General features: G+C 66.9%; 15 protein-coding genes. 6 read left to right on the top strand and 9 right to left on the bottom strand.

Annotation, left to right across the window (positions count from 1 at the left end; all coding sequences use genetic code 11):
* The first annotated feature begins 25 nt into the window (after positions 1 to 25).
* The 3 genes from ACXC9Q_RS37960 to ACXC9Q_RS37950 all read left to right on the top strand — a co-directional run bounded on the left by ACXC9Q_RS37960 (position 26) and on the right by ACXC9Q_RS37950 (position 3,162).
* Positions 26 to 811 carry a S1 family peptidase gene (locus ACXC9Q_RS37960; protein WP_457061547.1) on the top strand — a complete coding sequence of 262 codons (786 nt, stop codon included), beginning with the start codon at positions 26 to 28 and terminating at the stop codon, positions 809 to 811.
* A 114-nt stretch (positions 812 to 925) separates the two neighbouring features.
* The gene (locus ACXC9Q_RS37955) at positions 926 to 2,506 is read left to right on the top strand and encodes a flavin monoamine oxidase family protein (RefSeq protein WP_457061545.1); all 1,581 of its coding nucleotides are present in this window, start codon (positions 926 to 928) and stop codon (positions 2,504 to 2,506) included.
* Entirely contained in the window at positions 2,503 to 3,162 is a 660-nt protein-coding gene (locus tag ACXC9Q_RS37950; RefSeq protein ID WP_457061544.1) for a Rid family hydrolase, read from the top strand. Before ACXC9Q_RS37955 ends, ACXC9Q_RS37950 begins: the two co-directional genes overlap by 4 nt.
* A 57-nt stretch (positions 3,163 to 3,219) precedes the next feature.
* Here ACXC9Q_RS37950 and ACXC9Q_RS37945 read toward each other — a convergent pair whose 3' ends face one another.
* Complete coding sequence (locus ACXC9Q_RS37945; RefSeq protein ID WP_328525562.1) at positions 3,220 to 3,444, bottom strand: hypothetical protein; 225 nt, start codon at positions 3,442 to 3,444, stop codon at positions 3,220 to 3,222.
* Between the two features lie 137 nt (positions 3,445 to 3,581).
* On the opposite strand from ACXC9Q_RS37945, the gene ACXC9Q_RS37940 reads away from it, so the two are divergent.
* Both ACXC9Q_RS37940 and ACXC9Q_RS37935 read left to right on the top strand, forming a co-directional pair.
* The gene (locus ACXC9Q_RS37940; RefSeq protein WP_457061542.1) at positions 3,582 to 4,403 is read left to right on the top strand and encodes an LLM class flavin-dependent oxidoreductase; all 822 of its coding nucleotides are present in this window, start codon (positions 3,582 to 3,584) and stop codon (positions 4,401 to 4,403) included.
* A 19-nt stretch (positions 4,404 to 4,422) separates the two neighbouring features.
* The gene (locus tag ACXC9Q_RS37935; RefSeq protein ID WP_457061540.1) at positions 4,423 to 4,803 is read left to right on the top strand and encodes a cupin domain-containing protein; all 381 of its coding nucleotides are present in this window, start codon (positions 4,423 to 4,425) and stop codon (positions 4,801 to 4,803) included.
* Here the strand turns inward: ACXC9Q_RS37935 and aceB are convergent.
* From aceB to ACXC9Q_RS37905, 6 genes are read right to left on the bottom strand one after another with little or no spacing between them, the layout of a single operon-like run.
* Complete coding sequence (aceB, locus tag ACXC9Q_RS37930) at positions 4,785 to 6,350, bottom strand: malate synthase A (RefSeq protein WP_457061538.1); 1,566 nt, start codon at positions 6,348 to 6,350, stop codon at positions 4,785 to 4,787. The genes ACXC9Q_RS37935 and aceB overlap by 19 nt on opposite strands.
* 14 nt (positions 6,351 to 6,364) lie before the next feature.
* Positions 6,365 to 8,407, bottom strand: coding sequence for a beta-galactosidase trimerization domain-containing protein (locus ACXC9Q_RS37925; RefSeq protein WP_457061537.1), 2,043 nt, complete (start codon positions 8,405 to 8,407; stop codon positions 6,365 to 6,367).
* Complete coding sequence (locus tag ACXC9Q_RS37920; protein WP_457061536.1) at positions 8,404 to 9,867, bottom strand: hypothetical protein; 1,464 nt, start codon at positions 9,865 to 9,867, stop codon at positions 8,404 to 8,406. The genes ACXC9Q_RS37925 and ACXC9Q_RS37920 overlap by 4 nt, the downstream gene beginning before the upstream one ends.
* Positions 9,864 to 10,679: a carbohydrate ABC transporter permease gene (locus ACXC9Q_RS37915; protein WP_457061535.1), complete on the bottom strand. Its 816-nt coding sequence runs from the start codon at positions 10,677 to 10,679 to the stop codon at positions 9,864 to 9,866. Before ACXC9Q_RS37915 ends, ACXC9Q_RS37920 begins: the two co-directional genes overlap by 4 nt.
* Entirely contained in the window at positions 10,676 to 11,623 is a 948-nt protein-coding gene (locus tag ACXC9Q_RS37910) for a carbohydrate ABC transporter permease (RefSeq protein ID WP_457061533.1), read from the bottom strand. The genes ACXC9Q_RS37915 and ACXC9Q_RS37910 overlap by 4 nt, the downstream gene beginning before the upstream one ends.
* Positions 11,624 to 11,628: 5 nt before the next feature.
* Positions 11,629 to 12,933 carry an ABC transporter substrate-binding protein gene (locus ACXC9Q_RS37905; protein ID WP_457061532.1) on the bottom strand — a complete coding sequence of 435 codons (1,305 nt, stop codon included), beginning with the start codon at positions 12,931 to 12,933 and terminating at the stop codon, positions 11,629 to 11,631.
* 134 nt (positions 12,934 to 13,067) lie between these two features.
* Here ACXC9Q_RS37905 and ACXC9Q_RS37900 point away from each other — a divergent pair, with 134 nt between their 5' ends.
* Positions 13,068 to 14,078: a LacI family DNA-binding transcriptional regulator gene (locus tag ACXC9Q_RS37900; protein WP_457061531.1), complete on the top strand. Its 1,011-nt coding sequence runs from the start codon at positions 13,068 to 13,070 to the stop codon at positions 14,076 to 14,078.
* Here ACXC9Q_RS37900 and ACXC9Q_RS37895 read toward each other — a convergent pair.
* Together ACXC9Q_RS37895 and ACXC9Q_RS37890 are read right to left on the bottom strand one after the other, a co-directional pair.
* On the bottom strand, positions 14,071 to 14,928 hold the full coding sequence (locus ACXC9Q_RS37895; RefSeq protein WP_457061530.1) for an LLM class F420-dependent oxidoreductase: 858 nt from the start codon (positions 14,926 to 14,928) through the stop codon (positions 14,071 to 14,073). The genes ACXC9Q_RS37900 and ACXC9Q_RS37895 overlap by 8 nt on opposite strands.
* On the bottom strand, positions 14,925 to 15,488 hold the full coding sequence (locus tag ACXC9Q_RS37890; RefSeq protein WP_457061529.1) for a TetR/AcrR family transcriptional regulator: 564 nt from the start codon (positions 15,486 to 15,488) through the stop codon (positions 14,925 to 14,927). Before ACXC9Q_RS37890 ends, ACXC9Q_RS37895 begins: the two co-directional genes overlap by 4 nt.
* Between the last annotated feature and the right edge of the window lie 29 nt (positions 15,489 to 15,517).

The raw sequence follows: 15,517 nt of genomic DNA, 5'->3' as shown, positions 1-15,517 counted from the left end.
CGTTACTTGGAGTAAGTTCGGGCCTATGCTGAAACGGGCCGCAGTTCTTGCCAGTGCTCTTCTGCTTGTCACGGCGGGGTCGGTGGTCGCGTCGACGGACAAGCCGTTCGTCGTCGGGGGGACGCTGGCGAGTGTGAGCGAGGCGCCGTGGGCGGTGTCGCTGGCTAACACGGAAGCCGCGGGGGCGACCGGGCGGTGGTGTGGTGCGGTGCTCGTGCGACCGGACAAGCTCGTCACCGCCGCGCACTGCATGATCAAGCCGCTGTCGACGTACGTCGCTGTCCAGGGGCGGGCCGACCTCAGCGATGACAGCACCGGGCAGGTGTCCGGGATCAGCAAGGTGTGGATCCATCCCGGGTACAACACGAAGAACAACCGCAACGACTTCGCCGTACTCACGCTGTCGCACCCGTTCACCGGTGTTCCGCTGATCCAGTTGGAGACGAACCCGAAGGCCGACCGGCGCGGCGCCGTACCGACGGTCTATGGCTGGGGCGACACGGCCGGCACCGGGCCCGACGACACCCTGCAGAAGCTGGCCGTTCCCGACCTCGGCGACAGCACCTGCCTCGCCAACAAGGAGTACGTCGCCCACGGGTATGCCGCCGCCTCGAACATCTGCGCCGGCTACCTCGACGGCACCGCCGACTCCTGCCAGGGCGACTCCGGCGGACCCCTGGTCCTCAACGGCCGCCTGCTCGGCGTCGTGTCCTGGGGAAAGGGCTGCGCGGAGCCCGGATTTCCTGGTGTTTACGCGGAGATCGCGCCCGCCGTCAAGACCCTGCGGGCACAGTTCCAACAGGTTCGTTAAGCCGAAACATACCTGTCAGTACCGGTCTCAGGTCGTCACCGCCCGGACACACTCCGAAAACACCAGGTCCTTACCTTTCTGGTCAGCTACCCCGTTGCCCAGTGAGGAGAAGGCATGGCGCAGACCAGACGTCAGTTCCTGCAACAGGTCGGTATCACCGGTGGAGCCGGTGTCCTGTACTCCACGATGTCGGCGCTCGGTCTCACGAGTGCCGCCGAGACTCCCGCGTACGCCGCGCCGTCGCGGGCGGACCTGCACGGCCGCGACAGCAAGCACGTCGTCGTCCTCGGTGCCGGGATCTCCGGTCTGACCTCGGCGTACGAACTGCTCAAGGCGGGCTACAAGGTCACGCTGCTGGAAGCCCGCAATCGTCCGGGCGGCCGCAACTGGACCGTCCGCGGCGGCACTGTGGAGACCGACCTGGCCGGCAACACCCAGCGGGCGACGTTCTCGCCCGGCCAGTACATGAACGCAGGTCCGGGCCGACTTCCACAGCACCACCTGACGCTGGAGTACTGCCGTGAACTCGGCGTCGCGATCGAACCGTTCGTCAACCAGAACGCCGATGCGTACCTCTACCGCGAGGGCACCACAGCCCTGTCCAGCAAGGCGATCCGGCACCGCACCGCCAAGGCGGACGTCTATGGCTATGTCGCCGAACTGCTCGCCACAGCCACCGACCAGGGCGCGCTCGACAGCTTGCTGACGCAGGCCGACAAGGACGCGCTGATCGGGTTCCTCGGCAGCTTCGGCTCGATCGGGAACAAGGCGGCCGGCTTCGCGTACACCGGCACCGACGGCCGTCGTGGCTACGTCGTCGAACCGGGAGCCGGGCTGGAGGGCGGGACGACGGCCGCGCCGTACTCGCTGAGCGATGTCTTCGCGAGTGGGGTCGGCAACTACTTCTCGTTCGAGTTCGGCTGGGACCAGGCGATGATGATGTTCCAGCCGGTCGGCGGGATGGACAGGATCCCGTACGCCTTCGAGAAGGCGATCGGCCGGGAGAAGATCAGCTATGGCGCCGAGGTGACCGGGCTGCGCAACACCGGCCCCGGCGTCGAGGTCACGTACAAGACCGGGACGCGGACCCGGACGATCACAGCGGACTACGCCATCTGCACGCTGCCGCCGCACCTGGCCGCGAAGGTCCCGTCGAACCTGCCGGCGCCGATCATCGAGGCACTGAAGTATGCCCGGCCGACGAATGCGGGCAAGATCGGCATCGAGTACGGCCGCCGCTGGTGGGAGGAGGACCACAAGATCTACGGCGGCATCACCAACAGCTCGCTCGACACGGTCAACACCTGGTACCCGTCGACCGGCTTCCACGGCCAACGCGGCACCGTGATCGGCTACTACAACACCGGTGCGAACGCCAATGTGTACGGCGCTCTGACGCCGGCCGCCCGACTCGAACGAGCCCTGATGCAGGGTGCCAAGATGCACGGAGACGTGTACACCAAGGACGTCAAGGCGGCGTTCTCGGTGAACTGGCTCGGCACCAAGTACTCCGAGGCGTCCTGGGTGAGCTGGCCGTCCCAGACCGACGGGATCTACGCCCGGCTGCTCGATGCCACCGGCAACATCTACTTCGCCGGCGACCACCTGTCCCACACCATCGCCTGGCAGCACGGCGCAATCGTGTCCGCCCGCGCAACCGTCACCGCACTGCACACCCGGGTGACAAGCCGATGAGGAAACGCGCGGTGCTCACCGGTGTCACGGTCGTCGCGCTGTCCTTCGGTGGCGGCGCGACGACGGCCGCCGGTTGGTGGGACAAACCTAAGCCGCCGAAGCCCGGCACCGTCGTACCGGCTCTGCCGGCCGGTCAGTCCAACCCGATGATCGCCAGCGGTGTCGGCATCGGCGCCAACACACCCGTCTACAAGACCAGCGGGATCGGCCCGACGGCCCTCAACACGGGCGCTCCGGCCGGCTCGGAAGCGTCGTACGTCGACACCGTCGTCTTCCCCGGCGGCACGCTCCCCACGGGCGTCACCATCACCGAGGCCCAAGGCATCAACGTCCTGCGCCGCATCGGCGAGAACCTCCAAGCCGCGGGCCTGTCCTACGCCGACGTCTACACGATGCGCGTCTTCCTGCAGAATCCGTCCGGCGCGGCCACCGCCGACTTCGCCGGCTGGAACCGCGCCTACCGCCAGTACTTCGCCAACACCGACCTCACCACCGGTCAGTACGTCCCCGTCCCCCTCGGTACGGCGCCACCCGCCGAACCGTTCGTGGTCAACAAGGCCAGGCCGTCACGCTTCGCCCTCGAGATCGAGAACCTGCCGGTGAACGGCTGGCTGGTCGAGGTCGAAGTCGACGCGGCCTACCCCACCAAGCGCTGAACGGATCCGGATGCCCTGGCGAGCCGACGCCAGGGCATCCGGACGCAATCACCACGATTACAGGACCGCGCCTCGTGGCGCGATCTCCACGGCGGCGACTCCGCGCGCGTACAGGACGAGAAGCCGGTCGCCATGTCTGCACCGAAGCATGCCGCCATCGCTCGCGAGGGCGGCGACAGCGTGCTCGACAACTTCGTCATCATCGGCCGCAGAGGACTCCTCATAGGTGACATCGAGGTGGTCACCGCTCGTCAGCCGGACCCGCAACACAACGCTCGCCATCTTCGTAGCCTAGGCGCGCGACTGCGTCGTTGACAGTGCGCCCGGCGGGCCGCAGGCTGCAGTCGACGGCGCCGGCCGCGGGAGGAGGGCCTATGCGGCACGGGATCTACTTGCCGAACCAAGGTGCTTTCGCTGACGTGGGTGTGCTCGTGGAGCTGGCGCAGTCGGCTGAAGCGGTCGGGTGGGACGGATTCTTCATCTGGGACGAACTGCTGCCACTGCATCCGCACACGGACGCGGTCCGAGAGGCGCTCGGTGAGTCCGACGACGTGGCCGACGCAATGGTGGCGCTGACGGCTGTGAGCGGGGCGACTGAGCGGATCCGCTTCGGGACTCTGGTCACGGCGGTGGCCCGGCTGCGGCCGGAGGCGTTCGCGCGACAGGCGGTGACGCTGGATCGGCTGTCCGCGGGCCGCCTGGTGCTCGGAGTCGGTCTCGGTCACCCGGATGATCAGTTCACCGCGTTCGGGATGGACGTGGATCTGCGGACCAGGGCGGCGATGGTCGACGAGTTCCTCGAACTGGTGAACCGCCTGTGGAGCGGCGAACGGGTCGACTTCGAAGGCGAGCACTACACCTGCCGCGGCGTCTCCCTCCAACCCACGCCGCTCCAGCACCCCAGAATCCCGATCTGGATCGGCGCCGGCGGCTCCTTCCGCCCACCCCGCCGTCGAGCCGCCCGATGGGACGGATTCGCCCCAGCCAGCGAGCAGTGGCCGACGGCGGTGATCCCGCCCGAAACCTATGCGGAGATCGCCGCGGACCTCCGCGCCCTCCGGACCTCCGATACGCCGTACGACGTCGTCCTCATCGGCAACGCCGACGCGACCGAACCCACCCCCTCGACAATCCCGCAGTACGAACGCTCGGGCGTCACGTGGCTTCTTACCCAGGCTCTTACCGTCCCCGATGCCCGCGCCCGCATCCTCCACGGTCCACCCGGTGGCGGGAGCAGCTGACGCGAGACAGACTGCTGGTATGAGTGAGCCTGTTCGTGTGATCAAGGCGGGCGACCTGGTGGCCGCCGACCCCACCTCCGGGATGTTGCGGATGCGGGCGTTCGAGTTGCCGATCCTGTGGTCGGGGCAGGTGACCACCGAGCCCGGCGCGATCTCGGGGTGGCATCACCACGACAAGAACGAGAGCAGTCTCTACATCGTGTCCGGCGTACTGCGGCTGGAGTTCGAAGGGAGTGACGAGTACCTCGACGCCGTGGCCGGGGACTTCGTGCACGTGCCGGCCTTCACGGTGCACCGGGAGAGCAATCCTTCCGGTGCACCGTCGCTGGCCATCATCGCCCGGGCCGGGGGCGGCATCCCGACCGTGAACGTCGACCCGCCTCAGTCGAAGCGTTCGTAGGCGGGCAGGGTCAGGAAGTCGACGTACTCGTCCGCGAGAGCCACCTCGAGGAAGAGGGCGCGGGCGGACTGGTAGCGCAGGTACTGGTCGAGTTTGGTGATCTCCTCGTCGGCGATCCGCTCGATCAGGTCGGTCGTGACCGTCTCGCCGGTGTCCAGGACCACGCCGTTCTGGCGCCACTGCCAGATCTGCGAGCGGGAGATCTCGGCGGTGGCGGCGTCTTCCATCAGGTTGAAGATGCCGACGGCACCGGTGCCCTCCAGCCAGGCCGCCAGGTACTGGATGGCGACGCTGACGTTGTTGCGCAGCCCGGCCTCGGTGACCTCGCCGGGTGTGGAGGCGACGTCGAGCAGCTGCTCGGCGGTCACCGCAACTTCCTCGCGGAGCTTGTCGACCTGGTTGGGCCGATCACCGAGGACCGAATCGAACACGGTCCGGCAGGTCTCGACCATGCCGGGGTGTGCGACCCACGAGCCGTCGAAGCCGTCACCAGCTTCGCGCGTCTTGTCCGCCTCGACCTTCGCGAAGGCCTGCTCGTTCACCGCCGGGTCCTTGCTCGGGATGAACGCCGCCATCCCGCCGATCGCGTGCGCGCCCCGCTTGTGACACGTCCGGACCAGCAGCTCGGTGTACGCGCGCATGAACGGCACCGTCATCGTGACGCTGTTGCGGTCCGGGAGCTGGAAGTCGGTGCCCCGGGTCCGGTGCGTCTTGATCACGCTGAACATGTAGTCCCAGCGCCCCGCGTTGAGCCCGGCCGAGTGCTCGCGCAGCTCGTAGAGGATCTCCTCCATCTCGAACGCGGCCGGGTAGGTCTCGATCAGCACCGTCGCCCGGATCGTCCCGCGCGGGATGCCGGCGAACTCCTGCGCCGTGACGAACACGTCGTTCCAGAGCCGCGCCTCCAGGTGCGACTCCATCTTCGGCAGGTAGAAGTACGGCCCCTGGCCGCGGTCGATCTGCAGCTGTGCGCAGGCGCTGAAGTACAGCGCGAAGTCCACCAGCGATCCGCTCACCGGTGAGCCGTCGACCGTGACGTGCTTCTCCGGCAGGTGCCACCCCCGCGGCCGGACGACGATGGTCGCCAGCTCGTCGTCCGGCTTCAGCGCGTAGCTCTTGGCGTCGGTGCTGAAGTCGATCCGCCGGGTGATCGCGTCGAGCAGGTTGAGCTGGCCGCCGACCACGTTGTCCCAGGTGGGCGTGTTCGCGTCCTCCTGGTCGGCCAGCCACACCTTCGCACCGGAGTTCAGCGCGTTGATCGTCATCTTCCGATCGGTCGGCCCGGTGATCTCCACCCGCCGGTCGACCAGCCCCGGCGCCGCGGGAGCGACCCGCCAGTCCGGGTCGTCCCGCACGTCCTTGGTCTCCGGCAGGAACCCCAGCGACGCGCCGGCCGCGATCTCCGCGACCCGCTCCCGGCGACGCTCGAGCAGCTCGCGCCGCCGTCCGTCGTACTCACGGTGCAGTCGCTCGATCAGCCCGAGCGCCCGCTCGGTCAGGATCTCGTCGTACCGCTCGCGCCGTGCCCCGGTGACCTCGACTGCCACGAACTCACTCCCTCTCACTCCACAACCACGACCTCGTGATCGGCGATTCGCGCCACCTCGACCGTAATCCAGCCGTCCCGCTCGTTCACCTCCGCCTCCCCGCCGGCGACGAGGAACCGCGCCCGCCGGCCGCTCGCCTTGAGCCTGACGGTGAACGGGCCGGAGGGTGTGAACTCCTCCAACCGCCCGCGCCAGGCACCGCCCTGGTCGAGGTTGACGAGATGCAGGACCACCGCGTCACCGTGCCGATAGACCTGACAATCGAGTACGCCGGCCCCGTCCACCTGCAACGGGATGTCGCCGTCGGCTGCCCGCCGGACGAGGTTCGCCAGCAGCCGTCCGTGGTCGGGGTGGTGATACTGCGCGTACAGCCGGTCCAGGTCGGCCGCCAGGTACGCCGTCCGCTCGCCGAGCACCACCACGGGTACGTCGGTCCGCGGCTCGGCCATCCACGACAACTCCGGCGGGTAGATCGGGAACGGCGGCACATAGGTCACCGCGGCACTCGAAGCCTCGACCACCTCCAACTGCCCGCCGAACGGCAGCAGGTCCGTGTCCCCGAACCCGTCCGCGATCCCCCGATCCTCGATCCGCAGATAGCTGTGCGCGCCGTACGTCTCCCAGTCGACCTGCCCCGCCTCCAGTCGCTTGCCCTGGTGACGCACTCCGAGCAGACCGGCGAGCGCCGACTCGTCCCGCCGATCACCCCACTCGTCGTACAGGCCCGACTCCCCGGTGACCACGAGCTGCCCACCGGCTTCGACGTACGCCGTCAACGCCTCGGACTGCGCATCGGTGAGGACACCCACGTTCGGGACGATGATCACCGCCAGCCGCTGGTCGATCTCGTGGATCGGCAGATACGGGATCCGGGCCCGGATCAGCGCGTCCACCCACCCGCGATAGGGCAGCAGACTCGTCGTCTGCGGATCGTCCTTGCCGTGGAAGTCCACACTGCGCTGACTCCAGAGCAGCCCGACGGTGGCGACCGGCTCGCGGTTGATCAGGTAGTCCTCGTGCTGCGCATGCCACTCGAACAGCGGCTCGGCCGTCGCGTACTGCCGCCGGTCCTCGTGCACGGACCCGATGTGATGCCACCACGGCTGGATGCCGCCGGCGAACCCCTCGAGCGCCCACATCCGCGCCTCCGGCTCGGGCTTGCTCCCGAGCCGGAAGGTCGGCACGCCCGCGTCGTACATCGCGGTGCTCTCCGGGATCAGGGTGTCCCAGCCGAGCAGGCCGTGCAGCCGCTTGCCGGTGTCCGCGTTCGCCTGGAAGCCGGACTCGTCGTGCCGCCACTGCGAGTCGAGCATGAAGATCGACGCACGTCTACAGATCTCCACCTCGTCCCGAAGTCGTTTGCTCTGGGCAACGACATCGCCGCCGTTCATGCCGATCCACAGACAGTCCGGACCGCCCGCGCGCCGGGTCACCTCGTTGTTCAGGTCCCAGACGGCGAGCCGCTGGTCGTAACTCCAGCGGATCCACTGCCGGTACACCGGATCCGCCCAGTCGACGCGTGACGGGAGCTCCTGGCCGAAGCTGTCCCGGCAGTTCGGGCAGTAGCAGATCTGGTCCCGGCCGAGACCGCTCCAGCTGTTGTCGGTGAGCCCGTCCGGCGCGCTGCGCTCGATGATCTCCTCGAGGATCCCGGTCAGGAAGTCCCGGTAGTACGGCCCGGTGACACAGGCGACGTACATCTTGCCGGCCCGGTACGGGTTGCCCTTGGCATCGATCGCGAACCAGTCCGGATGCGCGTCGTACAGGGGCTGGTGGGCCCGGTTGGAGTCCATCCGGGCCAGCACGGTCAGCCCGTCCTCCTTGGCCAGCGCGGCGATCTCGCCGTACAGATCGCGATCGCCGAGGAACTCGGCCCGGTGCTGGAGCTCGAACTTGCTGGGGTAGTAGGCAACGATGCCGCCGGCGTTGACGATCACCCCTTGCACCTTGGTACGACGCCAGTGGTCGCGCCACCAATCGGCGTCGTACCGAGCCGGGTCCTTCTCGGTCAGATTCGTCTGTGCCCAGCGCAGAGTTCTCTGGTACCAAGGTTTCACTTCAGGCTCCGGATCGCGTCGCCCGCGCCGGAGACGTTCTCCAGCAGCATCTCGGAGTACTTGCGACTCAGGACGACGCCCACCGCGCCGCCCGCGAACGCGGCCAGCGTGGCGTCCCGGACGGACTCCCGGGTGCACGCGGTCAGCTCGCCTTCGTTGTCGTCCCAGTTGATCTTGGTCCCGACGTCGCGCGGCTTCTCCAGACCCCGCTGCTTGGCGACGCCGACCGGGATGTCGATGTCGATGCCCGGGTAGATCTTGCTCTGCCCGCCGACTCCGGCGACGGCCCGCTCGGTCTCACGGCGTACGTAGTCCGCGGTGAAGCCCGTCTGCGGCAGCTTCTCGTACGCGCCCTCGTCGAGCTGCAGCAGCTTCATCATCAACGGGTAGACGTCGTCGGGCTCCGCGTCGCCGAACAGCGCGCCACAGATGCTCTTGACCCAGGTGAAGAACCGCGGCCCGGCGCAGTTGTTGTAGATGACCACCTTGATGAAGTCGGAGAACTTCGCCATCTCTGTGTAGTCCTGGTCAGCCCGGTAGAACGGGCTGAACGAGATGTTGTGGTAGACGTGCCAGCCGACCTGCACCTCGGGCGAGATCGCCTTGGCGACACCGTAGATATCGCGGTACAGCTGGCGCTGGCTCTCGGTCCACAGGGTCTGCCAGGCAAGCACCTCGGGGTAGTTCAGCAGGATCCGCCAGAACGTGACGAACGCACCGTCGACCGGGCGCTCGCCGGCGCCGACGCGCTGGTTCCACTCGACCAGCTCACGGTAGCCGCGCATCGCGCGGTCGACGTTGATCCCGCGCTCGCGGGCAATCTGCCGGCAGTGCGGGCAGAAGCAGCCGATCTCCGACACGTCGACCGTGCCTTGCATCAGCATGTTCAACGGACCGGGCCGCTCCGAGCACCACGCCAGTCCGTCGAGTTCGTAGCTCTGCACGTAGTCCTCGACGAACCCGAGGTGCCAGTTGCGGTAGTCCGGGTTGTTGAAGCACGGCCGGCGGCCGGGCCGCCCCCACGCGTCCACCTCGAGCACCTTGGCGAAGTTCGGGTAGGTCCGCAGCTCGCGGGCACCGCCGCTCTCCTCCATCCAGGCGAACGACTGGATGCCGCGCTCACGGGCCTTCGGCACGACCTCGGCCAGCAGGTCCAGCTCCGGGTGTTCCGGCGCCCGGCCGACCGCGCCGAGTGCCGTGTTGCCGTAGTACTGCGGGTGCGGCGTCGCGTAGTTTCCGCCGACCCAGCCGAGGTCGTATTCGGATCCGCCGTGGTCGGGGATCGGGTGCCCGGGGATCTGGCGACCGCCGGTCCCCCGGGTCCAGGTCGGTGTGGCCAGGAACAGCGCGTTCACCGCGCCGCGGTCGGCCAGGATGTCGAGTGTCTGGTCGACGCCTTCGTCGACGAACGAAACCGCTCCGATCTGCATGGCAACGAGCCGGTCCGGCACGGTGCTCACCCCTTCATTCCTGTCATCGTGATGCCTTGGATGAAATAGCGCTGTGCAAAGAGGAAGACGGCGATGACCGGTACGACGGACACCGTCGCACCGCACATCAGCAGACTGATCTGGGTGAAGTACTCGCCCTGGAACTGGGCAAGTGCTACTGGCAATGTCTGCAGGTTCTCGGACGTGATGTAGATCAATGGACCGAACAGGTCGTTCCACGACTCGAGGAACGTGAACACCCCGATCGCGGCCAACGCCGGTTTGGTCTGCGGCAGCATGATCCGCCGATAGATGCCGAACGTGGACGCCCCGTCGATCTTGCCCGCGTCCTCGAGTTCGTTCGGGATCGTCATGAAGGACTGCCGCATCAGGAACGTCGCGAACACCGGTGTGAGCACCCTTGGCACCCACAACGGATACTGCGTGTCCACCCAGCCGATGTGCTGGAAGACGATGTATTGCGGGATCAGGTACGCGATGCCCGGGATGATCGAGGTGCCCAGCAGCACCATGAATGCCAGGTCCCGGCCGGCGAACCGCAGCCGCGCGAACGCGTATCCGGCCATCGACGCGACGATCAGGATGCCGATCACGTTGAGCCCGGCGAGTTTCACGCTGTTCCAGAGGAACACCGGGATCAGGTCGAACACCTGCCGGTAGTTGTCCCACTGCGTGTCCGTGGGCAGGAACTTCGGGGGCACCGAGAGTACCTTCGCCTCCGGCCGCAGTGACGCACTGATCATCCAGACCAGCGGCGCCAGGAACGCCACCGCGAACAGCGACATCACCACGTACTGCGAAGTCTTGCCGACGAGTCTCATGAGTAGAACACCCACCTCTTCTGCAGCTTCCACTGCAAGTAGGTGACCGCCGCGATCACCACGAAGAGGATCCACGCCATCGCCGAGGCGTAGCCGACCTTTCCGTAGCTGAACGCGTTCTGGTAAATGTTGTAGATGTAGACGCTGGTGGCGTGGCCCGGCCCGCCCTTGGTCATCACGTAGATCAGGCCGAAGACCTGGAACGACGAGATGAACTGCGTGATCAACAGGAACAGGAAGTGTGGCGTCAGCAGCGGCAGCGTGATGAACCGCAGCCGCTGCCACGCACCGGCCCCGTCGATCTTCGCGGACTCGAAGTACTCGTTCGGAAGGCCCTGCAGGCCCGCGAGCAAGATGATCATCGGGTACCCGATGCCTTGCCAGACGCTGACGATGATCACCGCCGGCATCGCCCAGGACGAGCTCGACAACCACTGCGGGCCATCGATCCCGATCTGGTGGAGCAGCCCGTTGACTACGCCGTTATCCGGCTGGAAGAACCAGAACCAGACGAACCCGATCGCTACGACGTTCGTCACGTAGGGCGCGAAGTACGCCGTACGGAAGAACGCGACTCCGCGGATCGGGCGAACACAGAGCAGGGCCAGGATCAGCCCGATACCGATCGTCAACGGGATGCTGACCAGCGTGAAGTAGACCGTGTTCTTGAACGTCTGCAGGAACAACGGGTCATTGGTGAACATGTCGGTGAAGTTCCGCAGGCCGACGAACTTCGGCGCTGCGATCCCGTTCCAGTCGGTCAGCGAGGCGACCATCGAGACCAGGATCGGGAAGAACTGGAAGGCCACGACTCCGACCACGATCGGACTGATGAACAGCCAGCCGATCAGGTTCTGCCTGCGCCGTGCCCGCCGGACCTCGGCGGAGCGGTCGACCGGTACGACCGCCACCACCGGGTCCCGCGTCGGTGTAGTCGTTGCCATTGACCTCAACTACCCTTCAAGGCGTTCTCCACCTGTGGCTTCATCTGGCTGAGAACGTCGCCGACCGGCTTCTCGCAGTTGTAGGCCTGGTCGAGCGCGGGCCGGTACAACTCGCGGGCTCCGATCGTGTTCTTGGTCTGGTTGGTCGCAGTCAGGTGCTTGGCCGCCTCGGCGAACAGCCCGATGTGCGCGGGCATCTTCCCGTTCGGTGCCAGCTCGGCCGCGGCCTTCAGGTTGATCGGGGTGAACGCGCCACCCTGCAACAAGGTCTTGCCGCCCTCTTCACTGGCCAGGTACTTGAGCAGGTCCCAGGCCTGGTCCGGATTCTTGGCCTTCTTCGGGATGCAGAACACGATCACGCTCGACTCGGTCTTCTGCTCCACGTCACCAGGCGGCGGAGCGACATCCCAGGTGAAGTCCTTGATCGTGGACCGCAGGTACGGCACGGTGCCGAAGGTCGCGAACATCATCGCGAGCTTTCCCTGCGCGAACATCTGAGTGTCCGCGTTGTCCTGCTGCAGCGCGGACCACGGCGGCTGCACCTTGTCCTTGCAGGTCAGATCGGTCGCCCACTGCAGTGCCTCGACCTCCTTCGGGTCGGACAACGTGAACTGGGTCCCGTCCGGGGAGAAGATCCCGGTCTGACTGCCGTGGTTGACCGTGAACGTCTGCTCGTAACCCGTGTCCAGGTAGACCAGAGCGCCGTACTGCTTCTTGGCCGGGTCGGTGAGCTTCTTCGCCTTCTCCTGGAAGTCGTCCCACGTCCAGCCCGTCGACGACCAGGTCGTCGGCGGCAGCGGTACGCCGGCCTGCTTGAACAGATCCACGTTGTAGAAGATCAGCCGGGGTTCGTAGCCGAGCACCCAGGCGGTGTGCGAACCGTCCGGCTGCTTGGGGAACTCGTACGTCTCCTTGGCGAACTGCGACGTGTCCAGCTTGTCCTTCTCGATGTACGACTTCAGGTCGAGCAGCGCGCCCTGCGTGGAGAAGCCACGGACGAAGTCGTCGTTGATCCGCATCACGTCCGGCGGGCTGCCGCCCGCGATCAGCGTGCGCATCTTGGTGTCGTACTCCTGCGTGACCGCCGGCTGCACTGTGACCTTGGTGCCGGAGGACTTCTCGTACGCCTGGATCGCCTGCTCGAGTGGTGTGCCTTTGACCTGCTGCCAGTTCAGGAAGGTCAGGCTCTTCTTACTGTCACCACCGGCGTTGCCGTTGCCACCACAGGCGGCCAGCGCACCGCTGGCCGCAATTCCCGTCAGTCCGGCGAGAAACCTGCGGCGGCTCAGGTTGGAGGGCAAAGTCTGCACCGGAATCTCCCATCCGCTAGGGATGAATACGTATACAATGAATACGTATACAGAGGTCGGTCCCCGAGGTCAACGGCGAGAGGCGACACTCTTCAGTAGGGTTTGGGGACCGGAGAAGAAGGGGAGGGCGGCTCATGTCACGACCACCGACGAGCCGGGATCTCGCACGGCTGGCGGGGGTGTCCCAGGCCACGGTCTCGCGGGTGCTGACCAACAATCCGAAGGTCAACCCGGAGACCCGGGCCCGGGTTCTGCAGGTACTGAAGGACGCCAACTACATTCCGAATGCGCTGGCCCGGGCGATGAAGACCGGGCGGACCGACACCATCGGCGTGTTCATGACGCGCGTGACGAGCCCGTTCCACGCCGAGCTGCTGGACGAGATCGGCCGGGTGCTCAGCTCGATCGGGCAGCACATGATCCTGTGGAACATCGAGCACGACCCGGAGGAGGCGGTCGGCAAGGTGATCCAGCAACGCCTGGTCGACGGGTTCCTGCTGACGTCGGCGACGTACGCCTCGTCCCTGCACACGATGGCGGTCGCCTCGGGGACACCGACCGTACTGCTGCACCGCGGCATCGACGGCCTCGACTGCGACCAGGTCGTCGGCGACAACTGGCAGGGCGCGTACGACGCCGGCCGCTATCTGGTCGACGCCGGGCACACCGGCATCGGCCTGGTCACGCTGGTCCATACCGGGAACACCTCCCGGGACCGCGATCTCGGTTTCCGGGCCGCGCTGGCCGACGCCGGCGTCAAGATCAAGCCCAGCAATGTCGTGTCGGTCGGGGTGCCGCACGCCGACGGCCACGCCGCGGCCCAGAAGCTACTCTCCGCGAAGAACCCGCCGACCGCGATCTACACGGTCACCGACCTGCTCGCATTCGGCATCCTGGACGGCGCGCGGGCACTCGGGGTCAAGGTGCCGGACGACGTGTGGGTGATCGGCTTCGACAACACCGACCTGGCGGCGTGGGAGTCGTTCGACCTCACGTCGGTCGAGCAGCCGGTGCACGCGATCGTCGAGACCGGCGTCTCGCTGCTGCGCCAGCGGATCGCGGATCCGGAGCGACCGACCGAGATCGTCACGCTGCCGTGCCCGTTGGTGATCCGCGGGTCGACCGCCAACACCCGGATCAGCTGAGCTCTGGGAGCACCTCGCGGAGTACGGCGGCGTGGTCCTCGGGCTTGGACAGGCCCATGTTCATGGTGTTGACGCCGAAGTGGGTCGCACCGAGGTCGCGCCAGCCGTCGGCGAAAGCCCGCCAGTCCTGCTCGGGTACGGCGCCGAGCGTGAGCCGGGCCTCGATACCGATCGTGGCCGGATCACGTCCAGCCTGGGCAGCCGCTTCCCGGATCACCTCCAGTTGCGCACGAGCCTTGTCGTCGGGCGGACTCGTCGGCATCCAGCCGTCTCCGATCCGCCCGGTCCGACGCAGTACGGCGTCCGCACCGCCACCGAACCAGATCGGGATCTCCCTGCCGGGCAACGGATTCAACCCAGCTTCCTCGACCCGGTCGAATGTGCCGTCGTACGAGATGACCGGCTCGGCCCACAACTTGCGCAACAACTCGACCTGCTGGGTCAGCCGCGCGCCCCGCTTCTCGAACGGCACCCCGAGCGCGTCGTACTCGACCTGGTTCCACCCGATGCCGACGCCGAGCCGCAGCCGACCGCCACTCAGCACGTCGACCTCGGCCGCCTGCTTCGCCACCAGTGCCGTCTGCCGCTGCGGCAGCACCAGCACACCAGTCACCAGCTCGAGCTCGGTCGTGATCGCCGCCATGTATCCGAACAGCACGAAAACCTCATGAAACAAGGACTTGTCGGTATATCCGGTCCACCCCGGCCGATTCGTGGGATCCGCACCGAGAACGTGGTCATAGGCGACCACGTGGTCGTATCCAGCCGCCTCGACGGTGGTCGTCCACTCCCGCACTGTGTTGGGGTCCGCACCGATCTCGAGTTGTGGGAACACCGCACCGATCTTCACTTCGTAGCCTCCGGCAACAGGTTGATCAATCCCCGCACAGCCAACTCGAACGGCTCGACCGACCCCGCAGCCCGAGCCAGCACGTACCCACCCTGCAACACAGCCGCGATCGTCGCCGCCGTCTCCTCAGCATCCAGCGACTCCGGATACTCGCCCGCAAGCTTGCCCTCAGCAACGACCTCGGCCAGCCGGGTGCGCAGCCAGGTGAACGTCTCGTCGATCGGCGCCCGCAACTCCGGATCCGCCATCACCTCCGGATCCGCCGTCAACCGCCCGATCCGGCACCCTCGCAGCACCTCCCGCTCCCGCTCGAGATAGCCGCTGATCTTCTCCGTCGCCGACCCCGAGCCGCTGAACTGTTCCTCAGCAGCCTCCCGCAACTCGGCGCTGGACCGCTCGATCGCCGCCTTCGCCAACTCCGCCTTTCCCGCGAAGTGGTGATACATGCTCCCCTGTCCCGCGTCCGCGGCCCGCTGGATCGCCTTCGGCGAGGTCCCGACATACCCCCGCTCCCACAACAATTCCTGAGTACTGCGAATCAACCGCTCCACCGTCTCCACCCGACAACTGTACCCACAGGTACACCGAA

It is taken from the genome of Kribbella sp. CWNU-51, assembly GCF_054073265.1.
Note: the sequence above shows the minus strand (reverse complement) of the source record. Positions and strands in the feature narration are given on the sequence as shown.

Bases quoted from the DNA above. Each gene is read 5' to 3' on its own strand.
- ACXC9Q_RS37960 (WP_457061547.1), top strand. From the start codon at position 26: ATGCTGAAACGGGCCGCAGTTCTTGCCAGTGCTCTTCTGCTTGTCACG.
- ACXC9Q_RS37955 (WP_457061545.1), top strand. From the start codon at position 926: ATGGCGCAGACCAGACGTCAGTTCCTGCAACAGGTCGGTATCACCGGT.
- ACXC9Q_RS37950 (WP_457061544.1), top strand. From the start codon at position 2,503: ATGAGGAAACGCGCGGTGCTCACCGGTGTCACGGTCGTCGCGCTGTCC.
- ACXC9Q_RS37945 (WP_328525562.1), bottom strand. From the start codon at position 3,444: ATGGCGAGCGTTGTGTTGCGGGTCCGGCTGACGAGCGGTGACCACCTC.
- ACXC9Q_RS37935 (WP_457061540.1), top strand. From the start codon at position 4,423: ATGAGTGAGCCTGTTCGTGTGATCAAGGCGGGCGACCTGGTGGCCGCC.
- ACXC9Q_RS37915 (WP_457061535.1), bottom strand. From the start codon at position 10,679: ATGAGACTCGTCGGCAAGACTTCGCAGTACGTGGTGATGTCGCTGTTC.
- ACXC9Q_RS37910 (WP_457061533.1), bottom strand. From the start codon at position 11,623: ATGGCAACGACTACACCGACGCGGGACCCGGTGGTGGCGGTCGTACCG.
- ACXC9Q_RS37900 (WP_457061531.1), top strand. From the start codon at position 13,068: ATGTCACGACCACCGACGAGCCGGGATCTCGCACGGCTGGCGGGGGTG.